Annotated in this window: 24 protein-coding genes, 1 tRNA gene and 1 pseudogene; 17 read left to right on the forward strand and 9 right to left on the reverse strand. The window is 69.9% G+C overall.

The features are described from left to right. A pseudogene (locus tag ACFWP7_RS00590) lies at positions 1-621 on the reverse strand (DUF3344 domain-containing protein); the annotation flags it as partial. Positions 622-966: 345 nt separating this feature from the next. Here ACFWP7_RS00590 and chpG point away from each other — a divergent pair. The 9 genes from chpG (at position 967) to ACFWP7_RS00635 (ending at position 6535) form a co-directional block, all read left to right on the forward strand. Next, a complete protein-coding gene (gene chpG / locus ACFWP7_RS00595; RefSeq protein WP_384373680.1) occupies positions 967-1206 on the forward strand; it encodes a chaplin ChpG in 240 nt (79 codons plus the stop codon). Positions 1207-1435: 229 nt separating this feature from the next. After that, a complete protein-coding gene (locus tag ACFWP7_RS00600) occupies positions 1436-2239 on the forward strand; it encodes a hypothetical protein (protein WP_384373683.1) in 804 nt (267 codons plus the stop codon). A gap of 231 nt (positions 2240-2470) precedes the next feature. Then, on the forward strand, positions 2471-2773 hold the full coding sequence (locus ACFWP7_RS00605; RefSeq protein WP_384373685.1) for a hypothetical protein: 303 nt from the start codon (positions 2471-2473) through the stop codon (positions 2771-2773). Positions 2774-2913: 140 nt separating this feature from the next. After that, positions 2914-3108 carry a chaplin gene (locus ACFWP7_RS00610; RefSeq protein ID WP_384374121.1) on the forward strand — a complete coding sequence of 65 codons (195 nt, stop codon included), beginning with the start codon at positions 2914-2916 and terminating at the stop codon, positions 3106-3108. A 217-nt stretch (positions 3109-3325) separates the two neighbouring features. After that, complete coding sequence (locus ACFWP7_RS00615; RefSeq protein WP_384373688.1) at positions 3326-3823, forward strand: DUF5949 family protein; 498 nt, start codon at positions 3326-3328, stop codon at positions 3821-3823. After that, positions 3823-4407: a vitamin K epoxide reductase family protein gene (locus tag ACFWP7_RS00620; RefSeq protein ID WP_384373690.1), complete on the forward strand. Its 585-nt coding sequence runs from the start codon at positions 3823-3825 to the stop codon at positions 4405-4407. The genes ACFWP7_RS00615 and ACFWP7_RS00620 overlap by 1 nt, the downstream gene beginning before the upstream one ends. A 101-nt stretch (positions 4408-4508) precedes the next feature. Next, positions 4509-5027, forward strand: coding sequence for a hypothetical protein (locus ACFWP7_RS00625; protein WP_384373693.1), 519 nt, complete (start codon positions 4509-4511; stop codon positions 5025-5027). A gap of 109 nt (positions 5028-5136) precedes the next feature. After that, positions 5137-5685 (forward strand): tyrosinase family oxidase copper chaperone, encoded by a 549-nt coding sequence (locus ACFWP7_RS00630; protein ID WP_384373696.1) that lies wholly within the window; start codon positions 5137-5139, stop codon positions 5683-5685. Continuing rightward, a complete protein-coding gene (locus ACFWP7_RS00635) occupies positions 5669-6535 on the forward strand; it encodes a tyrosinase family protein (RefSeq protein ID WP_384373699.1) in 867 nt (288 codons plus the stop codon). The genes ACFWP7_RS00630 and ACFWP7_RS00635 overlap by 17 nt, the downstream gene beginning before the upstream one ends. Positions 6536-6607: 72 nt before the next feature. Here ACFWP7_RS00635 and ACFWP7_RS00640 read toward each other — a convergent pair whose 3' ends face one another. Beyond that, positions 6608-6895 (reverse strand): chaplin, encoded by a 288-nt coding sequence (locus ACFWP7_RS00640; RefSeq protein WP_384373702.1) that lies wholly within the window; start codon positions 6893-6895, stop codon positions 6608-6610. A 184-nt stretch (positions 6896-7079) separates the two neighbouring features. Here ACFWP7_RS00640 and ACFWP7_RS00645 point away from each other — a divergent pair, with 184 nt between their 5' ends. Next, on the forward strand, positions 7080-7622 hold the full coding sequence (locus ACFWP7_RS00645) for a DUF2087 domain-containing protein (RefSeq protein WP_384373705.1): 543 nt from the start codon (positions 7080-7082) through the stop codon (positions 7620-7622). 89 nt (positions 7623-7711) lie between these two features. Here ACFWP7_RS00645 and ACFWP7_RS00650 read toward each other — a convergent pair whose 3' ends face one another. After that, positions 7712-8671, reverse strand: coding sequence for a D-2-hydroxyacid dehydrogenase family protein (locus ACFWP7_RS00650; protein ID WP_384373708.1), 960 nt, complete (start codon positions 8669-8671; stop codon positions 7712-7714). 127 nt (positions 8672-8798) lie between these two features. Here ACFWP7_RS00650 and ACFWP7_RS00655 point away from each other — a divergent pair, with 127 nt between their 5' ends. Together ACFWP7_RS00655 and ACFWP7_RS00660 are read left to right on the forward strand one after the other, a co-directional pair. Then, positions 8799-9383: a hypothetical protein gene (locus ACFWP7_RS00655; protein ID WP_384373710.1), complete on the forward strand. Its 585-nt coding sequence runs from the start codon at positions 8799-8801 to the stop codon at positions 9381-9383. Between the two features lie 30 nt (positions 9384-9413). Then, a complete protein-coding gene (locus ACFWP7_RS00660) occupies positions 9414-10139 on the forward strand; it encodes a YcnI family protein (protein ID WP_384373712.1) in 726 nt (241 codons plus the stop codon). Between the two features lie 339 nt (positions 10140-10478). Here the strand turns inward: ACFWP7_RS00660 and ACFWP7_RS00665 are convergent, their stop codons facing one another. From ACFWP7_RS00665 to ACFWP7_RS00680, 4 genes are all read right to left on the reverse strand, one after another. Further along, complete coding sequence (locus ACFWP7_RS00665) at positions 10479-11888, reverse strand: Cys-Gln thioester bond-forming surface protein (RefSeq protein WP_384373715.1); 1410 nt, start codon at positions 11886-11888, stop codon at positions 10479-10481. Between the two features lie 265 nt (positions 11889-12153). Next, on the reverse strand, positions 12154-12600 hold the full coding sequence (locus tag ACFWP7_RS00670) for a single-stranded DNA-binding protein (RefSeq protein WP_384373718.1): 447 nt from the start codon (positions 12598-12600) through the stop codon (positions 12154-12156). A 306-nt stretch (positions 12601-12906) separates the two neighbouring features. Beyond that, positions 12907-14952, reverse strand: a complete 2046-nt coding sequence (locus ACFWP7_RS00675; RefSeq protein ID WP_384373720.1) for a GTPase — start codon at positions 14950-14952, stop codon at positions 12907-12909. A 5-nt stretch (positions 14953-14957) separates the two neighbouring features. Further along, positions 14958-16565 (reverse strand): dynamin family protein, encoded by a 1608-nt coding sequence (locus ACFWP7_RS00680; RefSeq protein WP_384373723.1) that lies wholly within the window; start codon positions 16563-16565, stop codon positions 14958-14960. Positions 16566-16875: 310 nt separating this feature from the next. Between ACFWP7_RS00680 and ACFWP7_RS00685 the strand changes: the two genes are divergently transcribed. Then, positions 16876-16948: transfer RNA gene (locus ACFWP7_RS00685), tRNA-Arg, on the forward strand. Between the two features lie 363 nt (positions 16949-17311). Here ACFWP7_RS00685 and ACFWP7_RS00690 read toward each other — a convergent pair. Both ACFWP7_RS00690 and ACFWP7_RS00695 read right to left on the reverse strand, forming a co-directional pair. Then, a complete protein-coding gene (locus tag ACFWP7_RS00690) occupies positions 17312-17554 on the reverse strand; it encodes a hypothetical protein (RefSeq protein ID WP_384373726.1) in 243 nt (80 codons plus the stop codon). A 54-nt stretch (positions 17555-17608) separates the two neighbouring features. Next, the gene (locus ACFWP7_RS00695; protein ID WP_384373729.1) at positions 17609-18343 is read right to left on the reverse strand and encodes a DJ-1/PfpI family protein; all 735 of its coding nucleotides are present in this window, start codon (positions 18341-18343) and stop codon (positions 17609-17611) included. Positions 18344-19012: 669 nt separating this feature from the next. Here ACFWP7_RS00695 and ACFWP7_RS00700 point away from each other — a divergent pair. From ACFWP7_RS00700 to ACFWP7_RS00715, 4 genes are all read left to right on the forward strand, one after another. Beyond that, the gene (locus tag ACFWP7_RS00700; protein WP_384373732.1) at positions 19013-20224 is read left to right on the forward strand and encodes an FAD-dependent monooxygenase; all 1212 of its coding nucleotides are present in this window, start codon (positions 19013-19015) and stop codon (positions 20222-20224) included. A 282-nt stretch (positions 20225-20506) separates the two neighbouring features. Further along, the gene (locus ACFWP7_RS00705) at positions 20507-20920 is read left to right on the forward strand and encodes an ester cyclase (protein WP_384374124.1); all 414 of its coding nucleotides are present in this window, start codon (positions 20507-20509) and stop codon (positions 20918-20920) included. Positions 20921-21500: 580 nt separating this feature from the next. After that, on the forward strand, positions 21501-22982 hold the full coding sequence (locus tag ACFWP7_RS00710) for an MFS transporter (protein WP_384373735.1): 1482 nt from the start codon (positions 21501-21503) through the stop codon (positions 22980-22982). Positions 22983-22987: 5 nt separating this feature from the next. Then, entirely contained in the window at positions 22988-24430 is a 1443-nt protein-coding gene (locus ACFWP7_RS00715) for an aldehyde dehydrogenase family protein (RefSeq protein ID WP_384373738.1), read from the forward strand. Positions 24431-24521 lie beyond the last annotated feature (91 nt).

Genomic DNA, 24521 nt, shown 5'->3' on the forward strand with positions numbered 1-24521 from the left:
GGCCCCCGCGGCGGAGCGGCCCATCGCCACATTGACCTGCGCCACCGTGTACAGCCCCGAACCGTTCTCCCGCACCAGCTTCGTGACGTCCGCCGAGGCCTGGAACGCGTCGGCGCCGCGCGCCACCCGGTGCCCGACCACGCTGTCCGCGAGCACGGCCTTGTACTCGCCGTCGGGCTCCGCGATCAGCACCCGCCCGTTGTCCTTCGCCGGCTTCTGCTCACCGACCTTGAGGTTGCCGCCCCAGTACAGCCGCGCGTACGTGACCCGCGCGCCTTGCGGCAGACGGACCTCGCCGAGGCTGGAGTTGTACGTGTTCGGGTCCTTGTCGACGTCGACGTAGAACATGTCGAAGTCGCTGTTCACGCCCTTTTTGCCGGCGCGTGCGGCGGAGCAGGACGGCGCGGGCCGGGTGAGCGTCGCACGGCAGCTGATGGAGGAGTTGGCCGCCCGGACGATTCCGCCGTGCTGCAGCGCGCGGTAGCGCTGGGTGAAGGTGACGCTCTCCGCCTCGGCGGCGGACGGCGCGGCCGTCGCGGGGCAGCCCGGTGCCAGGAGGGTGGCGAGGACAGAGCAGCCGACCATCGCACGGCGCAGCAGAGGACCCGGGGAATTACGCATGACCGGCGGTGCCCTTTCGGGGGAAAAGGTTCTGGACCAGCGGACGTCCGGAGCGTTCGGTGGACTCCGGATCGACGGAAATCTGCAGATCACATATGTGCGCGTTGACTCCCCGTCTGTTTGCGACGTCTTGTGAGGCCTGCTGCCACGCAGCCTCGGGAGGAACGCAACACTAGCCGCTATCCGTATTTATCGGTGAAAGCTGACAAGTGTGTCGGAATGGTGAAGTCGGGCAGTTTTGGAAATCACTCTTTCGGAGGCACAACCCGCGCGTGTGCCGCGCGTTGATTCCAGAGCCGGGCATCCCCGCCCGGATGTTGTGTCGATTTCAAGGAGCACTTCTCCATGTCGCGTATCGCGAAGGGCCTGGCCCTGACCTCCGTTGCCGCCGCCGCCGTGGCGGGCACCGCCGGCATCGCCGCCGCCGACAGCGACGCACACGGCGCGGCCGCCCACTCCCCGGGCGTCCTGTCGGGCAACGTCCTGCAGGTCCCGATCCACGTCCCGGTCAACGTCTGCGGGAACACGATCAACGTCATCGGCCTGCTGAACCCCGCGTTCGGCAACACCTGCGTCAACGACTGAGGTCAACGCGGACCTTCTGCCGGCCGTCCTCCCCACCGGGAGGGCGGCCGGTTCGCGTTGCCCCGAATGGTGGGAGACGGGTCCCTTCTCCCGGTAAGCGCCTCACCAGGGAGGACACCCGCGCCAAGCACGCAGGCCCGCTATGCAGGGCATTCGATCGGTTGCAGACGGCGATGACCACTCCCACGGTGAGCACAAGGTCCGAACGAACCATCGAAGGGAACCATCCATGCGTGCTCTGCCCGCACGGCGCATCGCGTCCTCCGCACTCTGCGCCACGCTTCTGCTCGGGATCGCCGCACCGGTCGCCGTGGCGGCGGACAGTGACTCGGCGCGTGGCCGCACCTCTGCGGCGGCGGCGCCCGTCCCGGGCGCGGACGCGCTCCTGGCGCAGGTCCAGTCCCTGGCCGACATCGGCGGCGTACTGAAACCGGTCACCGATCTGCTCGACGCCGTGCTCAAGGCGGACAACGGCCAGCTCTCCGCCGACCAGGCGGCCACACTCGGCCAGGCCGTGAAGGACGCGATCGCCAAGCTCACCGCGGCGGTTCCGGTGACGCCTCCGGTGGCGGTCCCCGACGCGCCGGCCGTGCCCGCGACGCCTGCGCTGCCTGCCACCCCGGCCGCGCCTGCCGTGCCGGCCGTCCCCGCGCTGCCTGCCGCTCCGGCGCTGCCTGCCGTGCCCGCGCTGCCCAAGAGCGCCGGGGACCAGGACGACAAGGCTCCCGGTGCGAGCGGTTCCCGTGCCGCGGCTCCCGCGGACCTGAAGGCCGACGCGCTCGCCGCCCTGCAGAAGGCGGTCGACACGCTGCTCGCGGCGGTCACCTCCGGCGATCCCGCCGGAGTGGTCCCCGCGGCGACGGCCGTGGTCACGGGACTCGTCAACCTCATCGTCGCCGTGGTGCTCGGCGGCGGCCTGCCCGTGCCGGACCTGCCCGGTCTGCCGAGCCTGTCCTCACTGCCGGCGGTTCCGGCGGCCCCCGCTGTTCCGGCGGGTCCGGCCCTCCCGGCGGGCGGTCTTCTGCCCTCCTGAGTACGGGGAGCGGTGCCTGAGGCGAAGCAGTCGCCCCCCGCCGTCGTGCCGACCGCTCCGGTCGGCACGACGGCTGTTTTGCATTCGCTCTTATATGAATGCGACGCGCCGTTCATTCGGGTGGGGTGCAGGAAACTTCTGCACACAGGGTTTCCGTCGCGTCGGGTCCTCGTTAGCCAGGGCGTATACACATTCCCTCTGGTGACATGAGTTGCCGAAGAAAGGAACACGATGAAGTCCCTGAAGGCCGCCGCTGTCGTTGCCGGGTCCATCGCCATTGCTGGTGCCGCCGCGCCCGCCTTTGCCTACGAGGCATCCGACGTCACCCCCACCAGCCTCAACGGCGCCCTGGAGACCATCACCAGTCAGCGCTCGCTCAGCCTGGAGGATGTACAGCCCCTGCAGCACCAGTCGGACGCGCTCAACACCGAGAATGCGAGCTCACCGCTCGGCGCCGTGAGCAGCGCGACGGACGCGCTCAACTCGGCCGGTGGTCCCACGGCGCTCCTCGGCGGACTTCCCCTCCAGGGCTGACCCGAGCTAATCAGTTCATTTCATCGCGTGTCTTTTCCGCGAGGCCAGCTGACATCTCCATACGCTGGAGAAAATCTCCAAGGAAAGGTCTGAAGATGAACACTGCCAAGAAAGCCGCTCTGATTATCGCCACCGCCGGAATGGCCGCTGGTGCCGCTTCGGGCAGCGCCTTCGCCGACGCCGGTGCGCAGGGTGCGGCGGTCAAGTCCCCGGGTGTCCTCTCGGGCAACGTCGTTCAGGTCCCGGTGCACGTTCCGGTGAATGTCTGCGGGAACACGATCGACGTCATCGGTCTGCTGAACCCGGCGTTCGGCAACACCTGCGTCAACAAGTGACGTCGTACGCGGGCTGAGTCGTACACAGGCTCCAGGGGCCGATTCCGCACCTCGCGGGGTCGGCCCTTTCGCGTTGTCGGGTGTGCACTGCCTGTTGGGGCCGGCTGTTGCGGGGTGTTCGAAAAACATCCCTCGTTCGTGTGGTCGGGCGGGCGGTTGTCGCCCGGTCGGGTGACAAAGGGGCGGCCCCGTTCGGGTGCGTCGATAAGGTTCCGCGGTGACCTCAACCTCAAGTGAAACGCGCCCTTTCCGGGCCGCAGATCTCGGCACGCTCGCCGTGATGGCCTTCAGCGGTGACGCCCCTGACGGCGACATGCCGTATCTCCTCGCCTATTCCCTGGGTGACACCGAGGGCGGCCCCGAGGCCACCTCGGCCGCCATCGAGCGGCTGCTGAGCGACAACGGTCTGCCCGTCGGCGACACGATCCTCGACGGTTCGCGGTACCCGAGCCTGCCGCTCACCCTCCTTGTCGAGGCCGACCAGGCCGTCGTCGCCATGCCGTCCCTCAACGCCCAGTGCGTCGTTCCCCCCGAGTGGCTCGCGGCGGTCGGCAAACGCGGCTACGCCTACTTCCTGTTCGCCACCCGCGCCTGGCCCGACGCCGAACCCGGCAAGCCCGTCGATCCGGAGAACCTGGCCGCCTTCGCGGGTGACGAGGAGACCCTGAACAGCGCCGCGCACGTCCTGCTGCCCGCGCGCCGCCTGCGCGGCTGATGACACGAACCGCGGGCGGCGGCCGTGCGCTCGCCCTGCTGCTGGTAATCACGGGGGCCGCGGGTCTGCTGGCCTCCTGGGTCATCACGATCGACAAGTTCAAGCTGCTGGAGAACCCGGACTTCGTGCCCGGCTGCAGCCTGAACCCGGTCGTTTCCTGCGGCAACATCATGAAGAGCGACCAGGCTTCGGCCTTCGGGTTCCCCAACCCGATGCTGGGTCTGGTGGCGTACGGCATCGTCATCTGCGTCGGTGTCAGTCTGCTCGCCGGAGCGGTCTTTCCGCGCTGGTACTGGCTGGTCTTCGACGCGGGTACGTTGTTCGGCGTCGGATTCTGCACCTGGCTGCAGTTCCAGTCGCTCTACCGCATCAACTCGCTGTGCCTGTGGTGCTGTCTGGCGTGGGTCGCCACGATTCTCATGTTCTGGTACGTGACGTCCTTCAACGTACGGAAGGGATTTCTGCCCGCGCCGGGCTGGTTGAGAGGATTCCTCGCCGAATTCACCTGGGTCCTGCCGGTGTTGCACGTCGGCGTCATCGGAATGCTGATCCTGACCCGATGGTGGGACTTCTGGACGAGCTGACTATTGGGCTCGTTGGGGGAATCTTGCGCTGATGAGGATCTCAGGATCGTTACGCGGTACGGACGCTGACCCCCCGAATCCTGAAAGGGACCGTACCTGAAATGAAGTCGACCACTCGAGGAACTCTTGCCGCTGTCCTGACCGGCGTCGCGGCAGCGGTGGGTGCCGCCGCCGCGACCCCCGCCGTCGCGGCCGGGACGGTACCTGTCCCTGTACCACTGGACGGGGTGGAGAGTGCCCTCAACATGCAGCTGCCCAAGGTCTCCGGGCAGCTGCCGGTACCCATGCCGGGCAGCCCCGACGGCCCCCGGTACGTCGAGGGTCGGCTGCTCCCCGAGCGTGCCCTGCCGCAGTTGCCGGTGGGTGCCGGGCTGCCCGGGGTGGACGTACACACGCCCCTTCCGCATGTCCTCGGGGACGGCTTCGACCACCTCGGAGTCGGAGCGCCCGCCGCCGACCTCCGGACCCTGACCCCGGGGCTGTCCCTGGACACCCCGCTCACGCCGCCGAACCCCGACAACTTCGGCCTGCCGGAGCTGAAGCTCCCCCAGGTCGCCGTACTGACACCGCTGCTGCAGACGGTGCCGGGCGCGAACGTGGTCATGGGGTCGGGGGCGTAACAGATATAGGGACGAGGCCCGGGTGCCGGCCCGGGCCTGCCGCCCCGCCACCGACCCGACTGCATGCGGCCGGCCCGGCTGATCCGGCTGATCCGGCGAGGAGAGAACCATGTTCGTCAACAGAGTGCCGAGCAGAGTTTCGAGCGCGGTATCGGTCAGGGCGGTGGCACCCGTCGTCCCGGGGAGCGAGGGGCGGCCGGGCCGCCCGGTGGGCTCGCGGCGCGGTACCCGGCGGGACGTCGTGCGCGGTCTGCTCGCGTCCGCGGTAGCCGTGGCGCTGCCCCCGGTCGTAGCGGCCTCGCGGTCTCCGCAGCCTCCTCGGCCCACTCGCCCCGAGGACCTCTCGTTCGACGAGATGTACCGAGGGCGCCATCTTCTTGGCGCGAAGACCGGTGTGGGTGGCCGCGCCGCGGTCGGCGGCGGTGAGTGGCAGATCACCGTGGACGGCCGGCCGCTGCACCTGATGCGCCGCGCGGACGGCAGCTACCTGAGCATGGTGGACCACTACCGGTCGTATCCGACAGCGCTGGCCGCGGTCCGCGCGGCCGTCGACGAACTGGGCCCCTCGGAGCAGCTGCGCGGCATGGGCGCGCAGGGGAGTGACACCGAGGGGAGCGACGCGGAGGGGGGTGGCCACGCGCATGGTGTACACGCGTAAGGACGTCAGCACGCTGACGCGCGCGGAGCGGCGTCGCTTCGTCGGCGCGCTGCTGGAGGTCAAGCGCAGGGGCGAGTACGACGAGTTCGTGCGCACGCACATCGAGTACTACGTCTCGGACGGCGAGGGCGGACTGCGTACAGCCCACATGGCGCCCTCCTTCTTTCCCTGGCACCGACAGTTCCTGCTGGACCTGGAGCGGGCGCTGCGCCGCGTGGACTCCGGGGTGAGCGTGCCGTACTGGGACTGGACGCGGGACCGTACGACGTCGTCCGCGCCGTGGACCGCGGACCTGCTCGGAGGCAACGGGCGGCGCTCCGACCGGCAGGTCATGACCGGGCCCTTCGCCTACGCGCACGGCACCTGGAGGATCAGGGAGGCGGTGACCGACGGGGAGTTCCTCACCCGCGAGTTCGGCCGCCCGCAGGCGCCGATCGAGCTGCCCACGAAGCGTGAGCTGGACTCCGCTCTGGCAGATCCCGTCTACGACACCGCGCCCTGGAACTCCACGTCCTCCAAGGGGTTCCGTAACCGGCTCGAAGGGTGGGGGTCGAGGTCCGGGCCCGCGGCCTGGCGCAACCACAACCGCGTGCACCGCTGGGTCGGCGGGCACATGCTCGGCGGCGCCTCGGTCAACGACCCCGTCTTCTGGCTGCACCACGCCTTCGTGGACCTTCAGTGGTCCCGCTGGCAGAAGCGGCACCGGGGGGCGCGTTATCTGCCGGCGCGGCCGCCCGGGCCGGGCGACGAGCAGTACGAGCGGATCGTCGCGCGGCACGAGAAGCTGCCGCCGTGGGGCGTGACGCCGGACGAGCTGGAGGACCACAGCCGGATCTATCGGTACGCCTGAGCATCTGTTGGTAAGTGTGAGAAGGCCCCCGGCAGCGATTACTGCCGGGGGCCTTCTCGTACGTGCGTCGGGTCAGTTGCCGTAGCCGCTGGGGCCGGGGTGGCCGCCCTTGTCGTGGTCGCCGTTGTTCACGCAGGTGTTGCCGAAGGCCGGGTTCAGCAGACCGATGACGCTGACGGTGTTCCCGCACACGTTGACCGGCACGTTGATCGGGAGCTGGACGACGTTGCCCGACAGGACGCCGGGCGAGCCGACGGCCTCGCCCTGAGCACCGGCGTCGGCCATGGCCAGACCGGCTCCGCTGAGCACCACGGCACCCGTGCCGAGAGCGACACCGGCTACCTTCGCGATGCGAGACATCACGTTCTCCTTTGACTCGGGGAGTGCGACCGCTCGACCGCGACCGCACTCCCCTTCAACGCGCTCACCCACCACTGGTCACGGCTGGTCGCGGCGTTCATCGGGCGATCGCTCCCGGGCATGCGGTGGGCGCGGGCAGAAAATCGCTTCGGCTCGCGGTGTGCCTTCACATAGCCTGCCGGGCATGCCAACCGACCAACTGATCGGCCTGTTCGCCGAAGAGACCAGGGCCCGCGCCTTCGCAGCCGTGGCCCTCGGCGCGGACACCCCCGCGAAGGTGATGGAGAAGGCGGGGCTCTCCCCGAAGGACGCGACCGTGGCGCTGCGACGGCTCCAGGACCAGGGCGCGATCGCGGCGGGCGGTGACGGGGGACTGCGCGTCGCCTACGACCGCTTCAGGGAACTCGCCCGCTCGGCGCAGGTGCCGTCCACCGAGGATCACGGCTCCGAGGACGAGGGCACCGAGGCGGTCCTGCGGACCTTCGTGCGCGATGGGCGTCTGGTGCGGCTGCCGGCCCAATGGCAGCGCAAGCTGGTCGTTCTCCGGCACATCGCCGAACGGACCTTCGAGCCTGGCGTCGAATACCCGGAGCGGACCGTCAACGAGAAACTGCGCGCCTGGTGCGAGGACGCGCCGGTCGACCATGTGACGCTCCGGCGCCATCTGGTGGACTTGCATCATCTGCGGCGGCAGCGCGGCTTCTACTGGCGGCCTGCGGAGGTGTGAGGCCCGGCAGGCGTAACGGGCGAAGCCGTTCAGCCGAAGAAGGGTGCGGGCGAAGCCGTTCAGCCCGAGAAGAGTCCGGGCGAAGCCGTTCAGCCCAAGAGGCGTACGGGTGTGCCCGCGAGGAAGGCCTGGATGTCCTCGACCGCCCCGCTGTAGTACGCCTCGTAGTTGGCGCGTGACACATAGCCGAGGTGCGGGGTGGCGAGCAGGCGCGGGGCCGAGCGCATCGGATGGTCGGCGGGGAGCGGCTCGACGTCGAACACGTCGACGCCCGCTCCGGCGATCCGGCCCTCGTGCAGGGCGGCGAGCAGTGCGTCCTGGTCGACGATCGCCGCGCGTGAGGTGTTGACGAGAAAGGCGGTCGGCTTGAGGAGGGCCAGCTCCGCGGCGCCGATCAGACCGCGGGTGCGGTCGCCGAGCGCGAGGTGGACGGAGACGAAGTCGCTGCTCGCGAGCAACTCCTCCTTGGAGGCGGCCTGCTCCACCCCGACCTCGTCCGCGCGCTCCTTGGTGAGATTCTGGCTCCACGCGCTGACCTGCATGCCGAACGCGAGGCCCACCTGCGCCACCCTGCCGCCGATCTTCCCGAGCCCGAGCAGGCCGAGCCGGCGGCCGTGCAGATCGGCGCCGACAGTGCTCTGCCAGGGGCCTCCCGTACGCAACGCCTCGTTCTCCGTGACGAGCCCCCGCGCGAGGCCGAGCAGCAGCGCCCAGGTCAGCTCGACCGGGGGAGTCGAGGAACTCGGGGTGCCGCACACGGTCACGCCGTGCGCCTCGGCGGCGGCGTAGTCGATCACCGTGTTGCGCATCCCGGAGGCGACCAGCAGCTTCAGACGGGGCAGCCGGGCCAGTAGAGACGCCGGGAAGGGCACCCGCTCGCGCAAGGTCACGACGATGTCGAAGTCCGTCAGCGCGGCCGCCAGCGCGTCCTCGTCGGCGAAGTGCCGGGCGAAACCGACGATCTCGACCTCGTCCGCGACCGGTGACCAGTCGGCGACCTCGGTCGCGGCGCCCTGATAGTCGTCCAGCACGGCACAGCGAAGTCGCATGTCAGGTCCCTTCCAGGCTCAATCGGACCCTACCCGAGCGAGGGAAGGGTGCCAGGGCGGGGCCCCTGGAAGCGGCTCCTCCGGAAGCCGCGACGGCTGCTCGCTCGCCATGGCAGTCTGTGCACCCATGAGAGCGTCCCTGGCGGTACGGAGCCTGCGCGCGGCGGTGTTCGCCGTGCTGTGCGTCCTGCTGGCCGCCGGAGGGCACGGGCTGGCGACGGGCGAGGCGCCGCCCTTGTGGGCGGACGGTGCCGGGGTCCTCGCTCTCTTCGCGGCCGGCTGTCTGCTGAGCGGCCGGGAGCGGTCGCTGGTCGGCATCGGTGGCGGGATGCTGGCCGCGCAGGCCGGACTGCATCTCGGGTTCGAGGCCGCCCGGCCGTCCATGGCGATGCACATGCACGGCGCGCACATGACGCACCAGCACGCCATGACGTCCCACGCCAACGCCGCCCACCTGACGGCCGCTCTCCTCGCGACCTGGTGGCTGCGGCGCGGCGAGGCCGCACTGTGGTCGCTGCTGCGCCGGGCGGTGACGCTCGTGCCCGGGCTCGCCGCCTGGTGGCGGCGGGGGCGGACGAGGCCTTCCCACGCTCGGGCGCGCGGGAACGTCGTAGGCCGGAACACGGCCGAGCCGCGGCCACTTCGGCAGGTGCTGCTGCGGCACGCCGTCTCCCGCCGGGGACCGCCCGCAGGGCCCGCGTACACGCCCTGACCTCATCCCCACCAGTACGGAGCTTCCCTGATGTCCCCCATACGCACCACCCTGCGCCGGGCCGGCCTCGTCGCCGGCCTCACCTCGGCCGCGGTCCTGGCAGCCGCGGGCGCGGCCTTCGCCCATGTGACGGTCCGCCCCGAGAGCTACGCCAAGGGCGCCACGGACGGTGTTCTGACCTTCCGTGTCCCCAACGAGGAGGACACCGCCAGCACCACGAAGGTGCAGGTCTACCTGCCCACCGACCATCCGGTCCTGGGCGTTCTGGTCACTCCGCAGGAGGGCTGGACCGCACAGGTCACGACGACCAAGCTGAAGACACCCGTCAAGACGGACGACGGCTCGATCACCGAGGCCGTCTCGGAGATCACCTGGACCGGCGGCAGGATCCGCCACGGCGAGTACCAGGACTTCAACGTCGCCTTCGGTCAACTGCCGGACGACGTGGACCAGTTGACCTTCAAGACGCTGCAGACCTACTCGGACGGCAAGGTCGTCCGGTGGATCGAGGAGGCGGAACAGGGCGGAGAGGAGCCGGAGAACCCGGCGCCGGTGCTGACCCTCACGGCCAAGACCGCGGCCGACTCCGAAGAGTCGACGTCATCGACCTCGGACTCGGCTTCCGCCGCCGAGAGTTCGACATCGAGCAGTGACTCGACTGCTCGTGGCCTGGGCATCGCCGGTCTGGTCGTGGGCGTCCTAGGCCTGCTCGCGGCCGGATTCGCCCTCGTGCGCGCCCGCGCCGCCCGCTCCTAGGTTCTGTCGTCACCTTCCCGTCGTCGCCCGGAGGGTGGCCTCGCGGCGTCAGGTGCGTGTTCTCGGTGTGCCGGGTGTGGACCCTCGTACTGGATGTACTTGGGTCTGCGCCCGGTGCGGCGAGAGGGCGTGCATGGCGCCGCGAGGCAGACGGGAATGTGACGACAGGGCCTAGCACGCTTGCGGCTGCCGCTCCGCCGACCTCAACTCCCGTCGGCGGAGCGGACCGTCCACCGCTGCCCACCTCGGCCGACCGCCAGTACGCCGCCGCCGCGACCCGGACGGTGAGACCCCGACGCGGCGGTCACTCGCTGTTGAGTTCCCAAGGTGCTGTGTCGCTCAGTGCTGCTCCCGTGCGTTCTTCTTGTTGACGAAGATCAGCGCCGCGCCGCCGACCACGACGAGGGCGATGGCTATGCCGCCGATGATCGGGGTGGCGCTGGAGCTGCCGGTTTCGGCGAGGTCCGTGCCGTCGCTGAAGGTACTGGCCGACGTGGCCGGGCTCGGCTCACTGACCGTCTGGGTCGTGACATCGCTCGCGCTGCCCTGTGTCTCGCAGTCGAGCATGCCGGTGAACCGCTGCTCGAAGCCGTTGTCGCCCTTGGCCGTGAAATCGTACGCCTGGTCCTCCTGGAGCGTCACCGTCACGGTCCGGGACTCGCCTGCCGGGATGGTGTGCTTGATCCCCACCAGCTCGAAGGTGAACGCCTCGTCGCCCTGGTTGGCCGCCGTGATGTCCAGGCCGCCCCTGGCGCAGTTCTTCTCGGCGGACAGCGCGGGTATCGCGCCCTCCTTGGCCCAGTTGGCGGTCGCGGTCGCGGAGACCGTCGACTCACTGGAGCCGGCGAGTATCTGGGTCTGGCTGCGGGTCTCCGAGGCGAAGGCACGCCCGACGGGCACGGTCGTCGACGCCTGCACGGTCAGCGAGGCCGAACCGTCCGTGCTGTCCTTCGGCACGTCGAAGTAGAGCCGGCTGCCGTCGGCCGCGGAGGTGGTCACCTTGCCGTCCGCGTCCACGATCCGCACTCCGCTGATGGCGGCGTCCGCGGGCGGCGTCACCGTGACGCTGTCCGCGTTGGTGTGCACCGTGACCGGGCCGAGCTTCTCGCCGGCGTGGCCGGAGACCGCGGACGAGTCGAGGGTCAGCGAGGCCGCGGGTTCCGCCAGGTTCTGCGCGTTCTTCTCCAGGTAGTCCGCGAGCTTCTCCGCCTGCGGGTTCACCGCGTCCACGTCGGCGCCGTCCGAGTACCGCCAGATGGCCACCTGGGTGCCGGCCGCCGCGTCCTGCTCGGTGAGCCCGCTCGCCCCGGCCTTCTGGGCGAGCGCCGCGAGGTTGTTCACCTGCGGATAGGAGTTCTGCAGGATCCAGCGGATCCTGCCCGCATCCGCGTTGCCGTTCAGCGAGGTGCCGCTCCAGGAGGTCTCCTGGTACTTGGCGTCCTTCTGCGTCGGGTTGTGGAGGTCGATGCAGTAGGTCTGCAGGGTGCCGCCGTTGTCGACGGACATCTCGAACAGGCCCGCGGACACCTGTAGGTCTTCGCCGTTGTCGTGTATCACGGCGGACCCGTAGGTCTTCAGGCCGCCTATGGTGGCCGTCGCGCCCCCTTGGCTCTGCGGCGTCTCGTCGGCGACGGCCGTACCCGCGGCGGCCATCGCCCCCGCGGCGACGAGCCCTGACACCAACGTCGCGGCGGCGAGGCGAGCGGCCCCTCGCCTGCGCGCGGACAACGCAGCGAACGAAAGAAACACAGAATTCCCTTCGAGCAGGACCCGTTGACATGGGGGGACGGTCCCGCCAGCAGAATCAGAAGCCCAGTGATCCATGAGCTATGTCCGGCATCCTAAGGACGCGGCGCACCACACTCCTCGGTGATGTCATCCGATAACCGATCCGACTCGGAATCGTTATCGCTGAACACGCCTGTGAGCTGCGCTTATCGACAAATCCATGGAGTTGCTGTGAATGTACTTGTCGATAAGCCGCAGTTCGGTCAAGTCGTCTCCGACCCTGACATCACGTCACTCCTGCCGGTTCGGGCTGAGCTCCTGGCTCCGATTCCCAACTGGGTTCCGGCTGAGGGGTCGGACTCGATCCCGTGTCGCCCTTGGAGGGACGTCGGAAGGCCGACGTACCGCGTGAAAGGTCGTGGCCGATCGCCACCGCGTCGATGTCGGCCGACGTCCAGCTCTGGCCGTCGCGTTGCTCGGTGCGCACCTTCAACCTGCCTTGCACGATGACGGGGTCGCCCACCGACAGCGATGCCCCCACATTCGTGGCGAGGGCTCGATTGGCCCACACCGTGAAGAAGTTGGTGTGCCCGTCCGTCCACGCGCTCTTCTCGCGGTCCCAGTACCGCGCCGTCACCGCCAGCCGGAACCTCGCCGATGCCCCGTTGGCCAAGTCCCGGTACACAGGTGGCGTCGCCACGTTGCCCACTGCGCACACCGTCGTTTCGTTCATCCCCGAACCCCTCTCCCGTACGAATGCGTCTGATGCGTTCGACGCGTCTGTCGCGTCTGTCGCGTCTGTCGCGGCGACCGCATGCGCTGCGATCGCCGCGAGTTCAGACTGCCTTCGCCGGGCCGGGCCCGCTGAGCGGTGTGTGCTACCCGCTGGTTGTGGACAACCGCGTCACCCGGTGGGGTGGTGCCGCACCGAGCGAACACGAACACGAACACGAACACGAACACGATGGCGGACACGAACGCGATGGCGGACACGGACACGGACACGATCGTGTCGTGTCGAGCGGGCGTGGTTGTGGGGTCAGCCGACAGGCGCCGCCGCCCCCGTGGCCCGTACGTACTGCTCCCGGACCTCCCGGTACCGCAGAAGTTCCGCAGCCACCGGATCGAGTACGCGTGCCCTTCCGCAGCCGGCGGCGGCCCCCCGAAGTCGGCGTTCCGCTTCGAGCCCGTAGCGCCGGGCGGGCCCGCGCGCCGCCATCCTGCTGCTCCACTCGACGGCCGGGCCGCCGATGATGCCGGTCACCATCAGGAGCACCGGCACCCCGAGATTCGGCGAGGTGATGCCGATGATCTGCCCCAACAACCAGAGTCCGCCGATGACTTGCAGGATCGTCATCGAGGCCTGCGCGAACACGGCGGCCGGCCACCAGCCGGGCCGCGGCGGCCGGCCCACCGGTGCCGTGGCGCGCGCCGCCATCTCGTCCAGCGCCTCGGGCAGCCCCTGCGCCCCACGTACGGCGGCCTCGCGTACCGCCTGCGCCCAGGGGGCGGGCAGCCCGTACGCCGCCCGGTCCGCCACCGTACGAACGGCCTGCTCGACGCGCTGGCGTGCGGTGGCCTCCTCGTCCTCGGGCGCCCGTACGGTCAGCCGTCCGGTCGGGGGTTCGCGCCGGTCCTCGTACCAGCGCCACAGCCGCAGCCAGGGCGTGCCGCAGGCGCGGTTGGCGTTGCGGCGCCATGCGCGCTCGGCCGCGTCGCCGGCCGCGACCGCGCCCACCGCGTCCGCGAGCCGGGCGGCGAACTCGTCGCGTGCCTCCTCGCTGAGGCCGGCCCGCCGCCCCGTCGCGTAGACCGGGCGCAGTTGCGCCGTGGCGGCGGCCAGGTCGGCCGAGATCCGGCGGGCGGCGGCGCCTCGCTCGGCCACGAACTGGCCGAGGGACTCGCGCAGTTCGCCGACGCCGTCCCCGGTGAGCGCCGACAGCGCGAGCACGGTCGCGCCCGGTTCGCCGTACTCGCCGAGCGCGATCCCGTCCTCGTCGAGGAGCCGTCGCAGGTCGTCGAGGACCTGGTCGGCGGCCTCACCGGGCAGCCGGTCCACCTGATTGAGGACTACGAACATGACCTCCGCGTGCCCCGCCATGGGCCGCAGATAGCGCTCATGGATGATCGCGTCCGCGTACTTCTCCGGGTCCACGACCCAGATGACCGCGTCGACGAGCGCGAGGATGCGGTCCACCTGTTCGCGGTGCTGGACCGCCGCCGAGTCGTGGTCCGGCAGGTCGACCAGGACGAGGCCGCGCAGCTGCGCCTCCGCCTCCGCGCTCTGCAACGGGCGTCTGCGCAGCCGTCCAGGGATGCCGAGCCGGTCGATGAGCGTTGCCGCGCCGTCGCTCCAACTGCATGCGATGGGTGCAGCGGTCGTCGGCCTGCGGACACCGGTCTCCGAAATGGCCACCCCGGCGAGCGCGTTGAAGAGCTGGGACTTGCCGCTTCCGGTGGCCCCGGCGATCGCGACGACGGTGTGCTGCCCGGAGAGCCTGCGCCGTGCCGCCGCCTCGTCGAGGACGCGGCCGGCCTCGGCGAGTGTCCGGCTGTCGAGCCGGGTGCGGGACAGTCCCACCAGCTCGCGCAGCGCGTCGAGGCGTGAGCGGAGCGGTCCGTCGTACGCGAGGGGGGCCGGCGGGGCCTGTACCGCCGGCTTGGGTTCCACCACGGGCGCCGCCTGCGCGTTGGCCGTCTCGGACACGCGCCGTGCGATCAGCCCGTCGTCCCAGGCGGGGCCGCCCTCCGCGCGCGCGGAGGGGGCCTCGGCCTTCACGCGCGCGTGCCCTGCTTCACGACGCTCCAAGGGTGCGTGCCCCGCTTCCTGGCGCTCCGCGCGCGCGTGGACGTCTCCTGAGGGGGCGTTCCCCGGGGGCTCCTCCTCGGAGGGCTCGCTGTCGCCGGGGTTCTGTTCGGCTTCGCCGTTGCCCTCGCTCGCCCCCTCGTCCTCATCGTCGGAGCTCGTGTCACCGGGGAGGTCGTTCTCCGATGTGACCTCTTCGGAGGAGGCGTTTTCGAGACGGTCCTCCCCGTGCTGGTCTGGGCGGTCGGCGTGATCCGTGTGGTCAGTGACGGCAGTCACCGCGGTCACCTCTCCTTCTGCAGTACGGACAGCGCGGCGATGAGTTCGGCCTGGGGTTCTGGACGTACGTCGAGTGCGTCGAGCGGGGCGAGACGGCGTTCGCGTTCGATGTGCAGGGCCCTGTCGAGGTAGTCGGCGAGCAACCGTCCACCGCGGTCGCGCAGCCGCAGCGCACTGTGCGCCCCGATCCGCTCGGCGAGCCCCTCGCCCGCGGACCGCGCCCTGCGACCTCCCAGCAGCGCGGTGGCGACCAGCGCGGCGACCACCTCGGCGTCCTGCGCGACACTCCTGTCGAGGTCACGCACCTCCTCTTCGGCGTACTCCTCGAGGATGCGTCGCCACCGTCGTACGGCCATCCCGATCCGGTGCTCGGCGCTCTCCGGCGTCGGATCACGGTCGGTCAGCCCCGGAGCACTCGCGGCCGGTTCACGCCGCCAGGCCTCGTCCACGCGCTCGTCGGCGGCCGTCACGGAGCACAGCAGCAGTGAGGCCAGGCTTTCGACGAGCGCGTCGAGCAGTTCGCCCGCGGTGCAGTCGAGGGGATAGGCGCGCCACCGCTTGAGCGCGTCCCCGGAGAGCACGGCCCCGGCCTGCAAACGCCCCCTCACGCGCGCGTGCTCGCTGTCGTAGGCCCCGTCGACGGCCGCGGTGAGCCGCAGCGCGGCGGCGTACTGTGCGGCGGCTGCGCCGGCCAGCTCGGGCATCCGGGACTTCAGTGAGTCGAGGACCCCGTAGGCGGTACGGGCCATCGCCTCGTGCCGGGCTGCCGGGTCCTGCACCTGGTGCGTGAGCCACGTACGCAGCGGAGCGACGGCGGTGGCGGGCAACAGGCCGCCGCCCCAGGCGGACTCGGGCAGCTCGGGCACGGTGAAGCGCGGCACCTCGCCGAGCCCGGCCTTGGTGAGCAGGGCGCCGTACTGCCGCGAGACCTCGGACACCACCTGGTGGGGCACCCGGTCGAGCACGGTGACCAGGGTGGCCTTGTGTTCCTTGGCCGTGCGCAGCAGATGCCACGGCACGGCGTCGGCGTACCGGGCGGCGGTGGTGACCATGACCCAGATGTCGGCCGAGCAGATCAGCTCGGCGGCGAGTACGCGGTTGTCGGCGACCAGGGAGTCGATGTCGGGCGCGTCGAGGAGGGCGAGGCCGCGGGGGAGGGTGTCCGCGGTCTCGATCCGCAGCACCCGTTCGCCGCGCTCGCCGAGCGCGGGCAGATCGTCGCCGGGCTCCTGATCGGGCACCCACACACGCGCGAGGTCGGGCAGCACCCGCATCCCGCTGAACCAGTGATGGTCCTCCGGATGGCACACCAGGACGGGCGTACGGGTCGTCGGCCGCAGCACGCCCGCCTCGCTGACCCGGCGCCCCACAAGAGAGTTGACCAGCGTGGACTTGCCGGCGCCGGTCGAACCTCCGATGACGGCGAGAAGGGGTGCTTCGGGTTCTCTCAACCGGGGCACCAAATAGTCGTCGAGCTGTGCGAGTAGTTCGTCGCGGTTGGCACGCGCGCGTGGAGCCCCCGCCAGGGGCAGCGGGAAGCGTGCGGCGGCGACACGGTCGCGCAGGGCGGAGAGTGCGTCGAGCAGCTGAGGCCGTACGTCCAAGGTCACCACATGCGAAGAATGCCCAATTTTGGAGTCTTTCTGAAGCATATGAGTATGTCTGCGCGCCGATAGGACATACGGGGCGGAAGGGGCGACTGGGGCGCAGGCATAACGAGTGCACAACACCCGGTGCGTGAGACACCAAAAGCGGTGCGCGATTCGTACCCGCCTGCGATTATCAGGACCGCTTCACCGAACCTCCACATCGAGCCACGGAGGCGAAGCGCGAGGGACAGGGATTCAGGAGCCCTATCCTTGTCCCCGGCAAGGTCAGGGATCAGCCCACACCCGGGCACCAGGACACCGGCCACCACACCCGGCCCCCGTAGCTCAGTGGATAGAGCAGGCGCCTTCTAAGCGCTTGGCCGCAGGTTCGAGTCCTGCCGGGGGCGCTCTCTCCACGTCCTGCTTCCGCCCTCCCGGGAGGGCGTTTCTGCTGGGCAGGGGCATTTCAGAGGGATCGTGTCGCGGTGCGGTGAGGCCGGACCGACCCCCTGGTGACGAGGGCGGCAGTCGGGTTGGGAGCGGTTCCGCACGGGTTTTGGCGGGTGTTCTTCCCGAAGGCTTCCCGAAGTCCTGGGTGTGTTCTCTCTGCCAAGGAGAGGTCGCCGGGGTTGTTGGGGGTCTTCGATGCGCTGCTGGAGCGCGGCGGGCCGGCCTCTCATGCGGCGGGCATACGTGGCGACCGGGACGGGGACGCTGCTGCCGGTCCGCTCGGTGACCTGAGCCCGCGGGACGCCTCTTCGGCCGCCTGGTCAGGCGGATCCAGGCGAGGAGTGCGGCGACTTGGCCGGGGTTGAGCAGGACTGACCGCCGATGGCATCGGCGACCCTGGGCGTGTTGTCCTCGTCCGTGCCTGTGGGTAGCGGATCGCCGTGATCGAGAACGAGTTCGGTGAGGTCGGCGTCGGTGACGCGCTCGTCCTCGGCCCGAGCAATCGATTCCGCACCGAACTCGGCTCTGACGGCGGAGAAGGCGTTCTCCACCTCTGGTGTCACACGGCTCTCCGGACCTCGGCGACGAGGGAGGAGGGTGCGGTCACGGCTCCGCGATCACGTCGAGGCGGTCGACGTCCGGAGCACCGTCCCCCGGCGCTCGAACTCCACGATCGCCTCCGTAAAGGTGGCGGCAGCACTTCCCAACTCGCGTTCCAGTAGCCACAGGGCGCCGTCCATGCCGGACGAGACCCCGCCGGCCGTCACCAGGTCACCGTCGTCGACGACCCGCTGGTCCACGACCCGGGCCCCCTGTTCGGCGAGGTAGCTCCTGGCCAGATGGTGCGTGGTGCACGTACGGCCCGTGGTCAGACCGGCGGCGGACAGCACGATCACCCCCGTACAGACGCCGAGGATCTTGACTCCGGCTTCATGGGCCGCCTGCAGCGCGGACGGCAGCTCCCCCTTGTCGATCTCCGCCCAGACGCCGGGGCCGTCGCGTCGGCCGAAACCTCCACCGGGGACGACGATCAGATCGGCGTCGTGCGGGGACCAGGCCGCTGCGGCCACCTTCGTGCCGAAGCTGTGGGTGACCTCGGCCGCTTCCCCACAGGTCACCAGTTTCACCGTGACCGGATGGGCCCAGGCGGCCACGGAGAAGATCTCGAACGGGCCGAAGACATCCAGCTCCTCCACTCCGTCGAAGGTGACGATGTGGACGCGTAGTGCTTCACCACTGTCGCCGCGAGCGGGCCCCGGGGCGGCCGCGTGGGCGGCTCCGGCAGCAAGCGGGGCCGCCGAGAGGGCGCCGAGCGCCGCCGCGGAGGTCTGCAACAAGTGTCTTCGTTTCACGTGTGTCGAACCACCTTCGCCCGAAGTTTCGCGCCCCGGTCTGCCGACCTCGCACGGTGGTCAGCAGCTGTCGAGTTGCGCTGTCGAACCAGTAGTCGGTCGCTGGTGGTCTTGAGTTCCCGCGGCTTCGGGCCAGTCTCCTTTGTTGTGGCGGCACTTGGGGGATCGCAGCCGTGGCGCCACACGGTCGTCGACGTGGTCGCGCTCCTCGGTCTCCAGCAATCCCTCTTTCATCTGGATATGTCCCCGGTGGGCCGCCGGTGGGTTCACCGGCCGTGTGCATGATGCGGAACCTTTTGGTTCCCAGGGGCCGTTGGGCGGAGTGGATGTCGATCATCGGGCGGGGCTCTGTGGTCGATGGACGTGGTGCGAGAGGCAAGGTCCGCCCAGGCTCTGCGGCAGGGCAGGGCAGGGCAGGGCAGCGCAAGGCAAGGCAGGGGGATGGGCGGGCGCGGGGGGCGGCGATGGGTGCGGTGATCGAAGGCGGCAGGCGTGGGACCGCCCGCCCTATTGGTTCCTGCTTCGTCTTGGTCGGGGGGTCGTTCCACGCATGGGCCTGGGCCTCGCACCGGCCTGCCCGCCGGGCCCGCCCCTGGCGTTGACATGGTCGGCGATTTCGCCGCGGCGACCGTCGAGGTCGGATCGCGGTCCAGGACGAGGAGGCAGGGCGTGGTCGGAGGACGAGTCGGTGTCGTGGGCGGGAGCATAGCGGGCTGTGCGGCGGCACTTGCCGCTACGCGGATCGGTGCGGACGAGGTGGTCGTCTTCGAACGGGCCGCCGCTCGGCTTGAGGAACGCGGAGTCGGCCTTGCTCTGCACAACGATCGCTATGCCGAGCTTGCGGCGGCCGGGTATCTCGACGCCTCCATTCCGTGGATTCAACTGACGCGGCGGTCCTGGGTGGTGCGTGACGACGCGTCTCGTGGGGGCCGCGAGATCGGCGTCCTGCAGATGCCGTTCCGCTCGTACAACTGGGGGTCGCTCTGGGAGGAGCTGCGTCATCGTGTACCCGAGCCGGTCGACTACCGTACGGGCGCCCAGGTGGCACGGGTGAGCCGGGAAGCCGACGGCGCGGTCGTGCACCTGGCGGACGGCACGGAGGAGCGGTTCGACCTGGTGATCGGAGCGGACGGCTACCGTTCGGTGGTGCGGGCCGCGATGCACCCACAGGCCGTCGCGGAGTACGGCGGGTTCGTCGTCTGGCGCGGCACCTTGCCCGTCGAGCGGCTCCCCGGCCCGGCGGAAGCCTTTCGCGAGGAGGACGCGGTAACCGTCGGATTCCCCGGCGGACACATGCTGGTCTACCGCATACCCGGCTCGGGTGGTGGCGGTACGACCGTCAACTGGGTGCTCTACGCGACGCCGCCGGACGCCGCGGTATCCCAGTTCGCCGATCCACGGACCGTCCAACCCCGGCTCATGAGCGATGAACTGAGGTGCTATCTCCTGCGGCTGGTGGCGGATAACCTCCCCCCTTTCTGGCAGGACGTCGTACATCGGACCCGGCCTCAGGACACCTTCGTGCAGCCGATGTACGACATGGTCGCGCCGAGTTACGCGCTCGGACGGCTCGCCCTCCTCGGGGACGCGGCCGCGGTCGGCCGCCCGAACACGGGCAGTGGCGCGGTCAAGGCACTGCAGGACGTGGCCGCGCTGGAACGCGCGCTGCGGGCGGGCGACAGCTGGGAGTCGGCACTGGAGACGTACGGTGCCGAGCGGGTGTCGGTCGGCCGGGCCACGGTGGAACTCGGCCGCAGGCTGGGACGGGCCCAGGTCACCCACACGCCGGACTGGGCGGTGATGGACCAGCAGGCTCTTGACCACTGGTGGCGCGAGGCCTCCGGCACCAAGGGCTTCGGCGGATACGAGATGCGGCGGTGATCCGTCGCTCCGGGGGCGGTCGGGTCAGCACCTGATGGTTTCGGCACCCGATGGTGTTGACCGCCGGCCCGCCCCGTGCCGTCTCCTTGTACTTCCCGCACCAGTCAGCGAGTTTTGATCACGGCGCTGAACTGGTGTTTTGGCGCGACAAGTGCGAGACCGGTGCTGTCGACGGCTCACTGCTCCGGTCGTAACCGAGCTGTGCGGCGAGGATCGTCGGCATGTGCGACTCCAGGTGCTCGATGAGGTCGAGCAGTTTGGTCGCGCGAGGAGCGGACCCATCTGCAGACCTTCGACGAGCTCGACTTCGATGTTTTCTCGAACGCGGACTGGGCGCGCCTCGATGAGAGTCATGCACGGAACATCCGCGCTCACTGGCCCGACGGGCACTACACCGATGGCCTCGACCAGCACATCGCCGACCTGGTCGCTCTGTTCGCCTGGGCGCCGAACACCCGCATCAAGTCGCACCCGATCCGGATCGCGATGAACGAACTGACCGCGGTCACCGGAGTGATGCAGGGCACCTTCACCCGCCCTATGGCGGACGGGAAGGGCGGCTTCATCCAGCCGACCGGCAAGAAGTACGCCATCAACATGGCCACCGTCGGAATCTGGAACCGTCAGGGGGTCATGGACGAGGAGTTCCTCTTCTGGGACAACCAGACCTTCTATCAGCAGATCGGCCTGGCCTGACACGGGATTCGCTGGAGCCTGCCCGCGGTTGCTGCCAGCTGTGGTCAGGCGGTTCTAGGACGGTGGGCGCCCATCGACCTTCCGGCGTCGGCCGGGCTGCGCCTTCAGCGGTGTGACCTGCGGCCGACCTGTCCGTCATTGTCGGTGTTGCCCCGTCCCTGCCACCCTTTCGGGGCCCAGCGGCGGTCCGGAGGGTCGGCGCCGGCCTGTCGTACGACGCCCAGGAGGGGATTGCTCCCCTCATGCCGTGCCCCGCACGAGGTCACGATCCGGACGGTATTCGAGTCCTCACCCCTTCCGACGGTAAAGATCGGACATGGTGTTCGACAGCATGTTGGACATAGTGTCCAAGTCGCGCTACAGTCGTCTTCAGGTGATCTCGTAAGGCCTCGGCCGAGGGGTCGGGTGGTCACGGAAATCGCGTGCGGCCCTTCGGCTCAAGCCTCGTTCACGGCGCCTCACCAGTCGGCCGTCGGCATCAGCCGCAGGAGGAGCCCCGACCCTCGCCAGACGCCCGGTCGCACGATCTCGACCCACAGCGTCCCGCCTGGACCACCCGGATTCGAGGAGGTGCTTTGTCGTGCGGCCACGGGAACACCAGCCGTCCGAACAGCGCACCGGCCCGTTCGTGGCGGCGCTGGCCTTCGCGGGGTTCGTGGCGGCCATCACCCAGACTGTCGCGGTCCCGCTCATACCCAAGTGGCCGAGCCTGCTGCACACGTCGGCTCTCTCGGCGTCCTGGGTGGTCACGGCGGCTCTGCTGGCAGGCGCCATCGTCAATCCGATCGCCGGACGCCTGGCCGACCTGTACGGCAAGCGGCTCGTCATCCTGGCGAGTCTGGTGCTGCTCGCCGTCGGCTCCCTGATCTGTGCTGTGAGCGACTCCGTGGTACCGGCCGTGATCGGCCGTGCCGTACAGGGCGGCTCGCTGGGGATCATCCCCGTCGGTATCAGCCTCTTCCGGGACCGGTTGCCCGCCGAGAAGAGGGGAGCCGCGACGGCGGTGATGAGTTCCATGCTGGGGGTCGGCGCCGCCCTTGGTCAGCCGTTCTCGGCCGTGGTGGTGGCCCATTTCGACTGGCATCTGCTGTTCTGGTTCACCGCCGTGCTGGCCGTGGCCGCTCTCCTCTGTGTTGTCGTCGCCGTTCCGCGGGATGACAACAAGGCCCGGAAAGGCTCCTTCGACGGGGTCGGAGCGCTCGGACTCACGGTCGGCCTGGTCTGTCTCCTGCTGCCGATCTCCAAAGGCGAGGAATGGGGGTGGACGGCAGGCCGGACCCTTGGTCTGTTCGCCGCCTCCGTGGTCGTACTGGCGGCATGGTCGGTCTGGGAGCGCAGGTCTGCAGCTCCGCTGATCGATGTGCGGACCTCGGTTCGCCGCACCGTACTCATCGTCAACGGGGCGGCCGTACTGCTCGGGTTCGCCACCTACGCGATGACCCTGACCATCACCCAACTGCTCCAGTCGCCCAGTGCCGATGACGGCCTCGGCCAGTCGGCACTGACCGCCTCACTGCTCATCGCACCTTCGGGCCTGGTGATGCTGGCCATGTCGCCGGTGGCCGCCCGGGTGCTGGTCCGGCACGGGGCAAAGGCGTGTCTTGCGGCGGGCAGCGCCTTCATGGCGGGCGGCTGGATCATGGGGCTGGCATCCATGCGAAGCCTCTGGATGCTGGCGATCACCGGCTGTGTGATCGGGGTCGGCGTGGCCCTGGCCTATGCGGCGATGCCCATGCTGATCGCGGCGGCGGTGCCCGCCGGGCAGACGGCGGCGGCCAACGGGCTGAACACGCTGACGAGGTCCATCGGCACCTCTTCGTGCAGCGCCGTCGTCGCCGCCATCCTGGCCGGCGCCGCCAGTTCCCAGGGCACCCCGACCCTCGGGGCGTTCCGCATCGCCTTCCTCTGCGCGACAGCCGCAGCCCTGCTGGCGCTGTGCGCCACCACCTTGCTGCCATCCGCCCAGAGGGGACTGGGCCACGCCGACGGAGATCCCGCCGGGCGCCGTGTCCCAGAGGTCCGGCCACGAGGCCAAAATCACTACAAGAAATCCAAGAGGTAGAAGAAATGGAACCGTTCACGCTCACTTCCCCGGCCGTGATGACGATCGGAGGAGCCGCCGTCGACACCGCCACCTCGCTCGATGTCGTCAACCCGGCGACCGGCAGGCCCTTCGCATCGGTGCCCGCCGGCGACCGTACTCACGTCGACGCCGCCTTCGAGGCAGCCACCCGCGCCTTCCAGACCTGGCGGGAGGACGAGGAGTACCGCCGGCAGTCGCTGCGTGCCATGGCCGACGTGGTCCAGGACGCCGCCGGCGAACTCACCCAAGTGCTCACCGCCGAGCAGGGCAAGCCGCTGAGCGAATCCCAACGCGAGTTCGCCGGGACCGCTGGGTGGCTGCGCTACTACGCCGACCTCGAGGTGCCGCCGGAAGTCCTCAGGGACGACAGCGAGGCGCGCGTCGAGGTCGTCCGCAGGCCGCTGGGGGCCGTGGCCGCCATCGCGCCGTTCAACTTTCCCGTCATGATCGGCTTCGCGAAGGTGGCCACGGCTTTCCGGGCCGGCAGCACCGTGGTCCTCAAGCCCTCGCCGTACACCCCGCTCGCCACGCTCAAGCTGGGCGAGCTGCTGGGCAAGGTCCTGCCGCCCGGGGTGCTCAACGTGCTCAGCGGTGGTGACGAGATCGGCCCGATGATGACCACCCACCCCCTGACGCGGGCGGTGAGCTTCACCGGCTCGACCGCGACCGGCAGGAAGATCGCGACAGCGGCCGGGGACGATCTCAAGCGCCTGACTCTGGAACTGGGCGGCAACGACCCGGTGATCGTGCTCGACGATGTCGACGTCGACGCGGTCGTCGAACAGCTCTTCCCCCAGGCTTTCAACAACAACGGCCAGGTGTGCGTGGCTCCCAAGCGGATCTATGTCGCCCGGGAGATCCGCTCCGCGCTGGTCGACGCGTTCGCCGACCGGGCGCGGGCGGTGAAGGTGGGCGACGGCTTCCTCCCCGGGACCGTACTGGGGCCGCTGAACAACGCTCCGCAACGGGACCGGGTGGTCACTCTGGTGACCGAGGCCGTGGCCCACGGCGCGAAAGTGGTCACGGGCGGCAGGGCGATCGACGGCACCGGGTACTTCTACGAGCCGACCATCCTGACCGATGTCTCCGACGGGGTCCGGATCGTCGACGAGGAACAGTTCGGCCCCGCGCTGCCGATCGTCGAGTACACGGACATCGAGGACGCACTGCGGCGCGCCAACTCCGGCATGTTCGGTCTCGGCGGCTCCGTCTGGAGCGCGGACACCGAACGGGCCGAGGCTGTCGCGCGACGCCTTGAGACGGGCATGAGCTGGGTCAACACCCACACCGCCATCTCCCCGGCGATGCCCTTCGGCGGTGCCAAGTGGAGCGGCCTGGGCACCGAGGGCGGCCCGCGCGGCCTGGACGGCTACAGCGACTTCCAGGTGATCTACCGTTCCAAGAACGTGCCGGGTTCTCGCGTGTGAGCCCTCGCCCGCAGGAGGCGGCCGGGCGTACCGCTGCTCCCGCGCGGTGCCCGGCGCCGCCGAATCCGGCAGGCATCAGCGAGAATCCCGT

This window comes from Streptomyces sp. NPDC058470 (assembly GCF_042721055.1).
Taxonomy (GTDB): Bacteria; Actinomycetota; Actinomycetes; order Streptomycetales; family Streptomycetaceae; genus Streptomyces.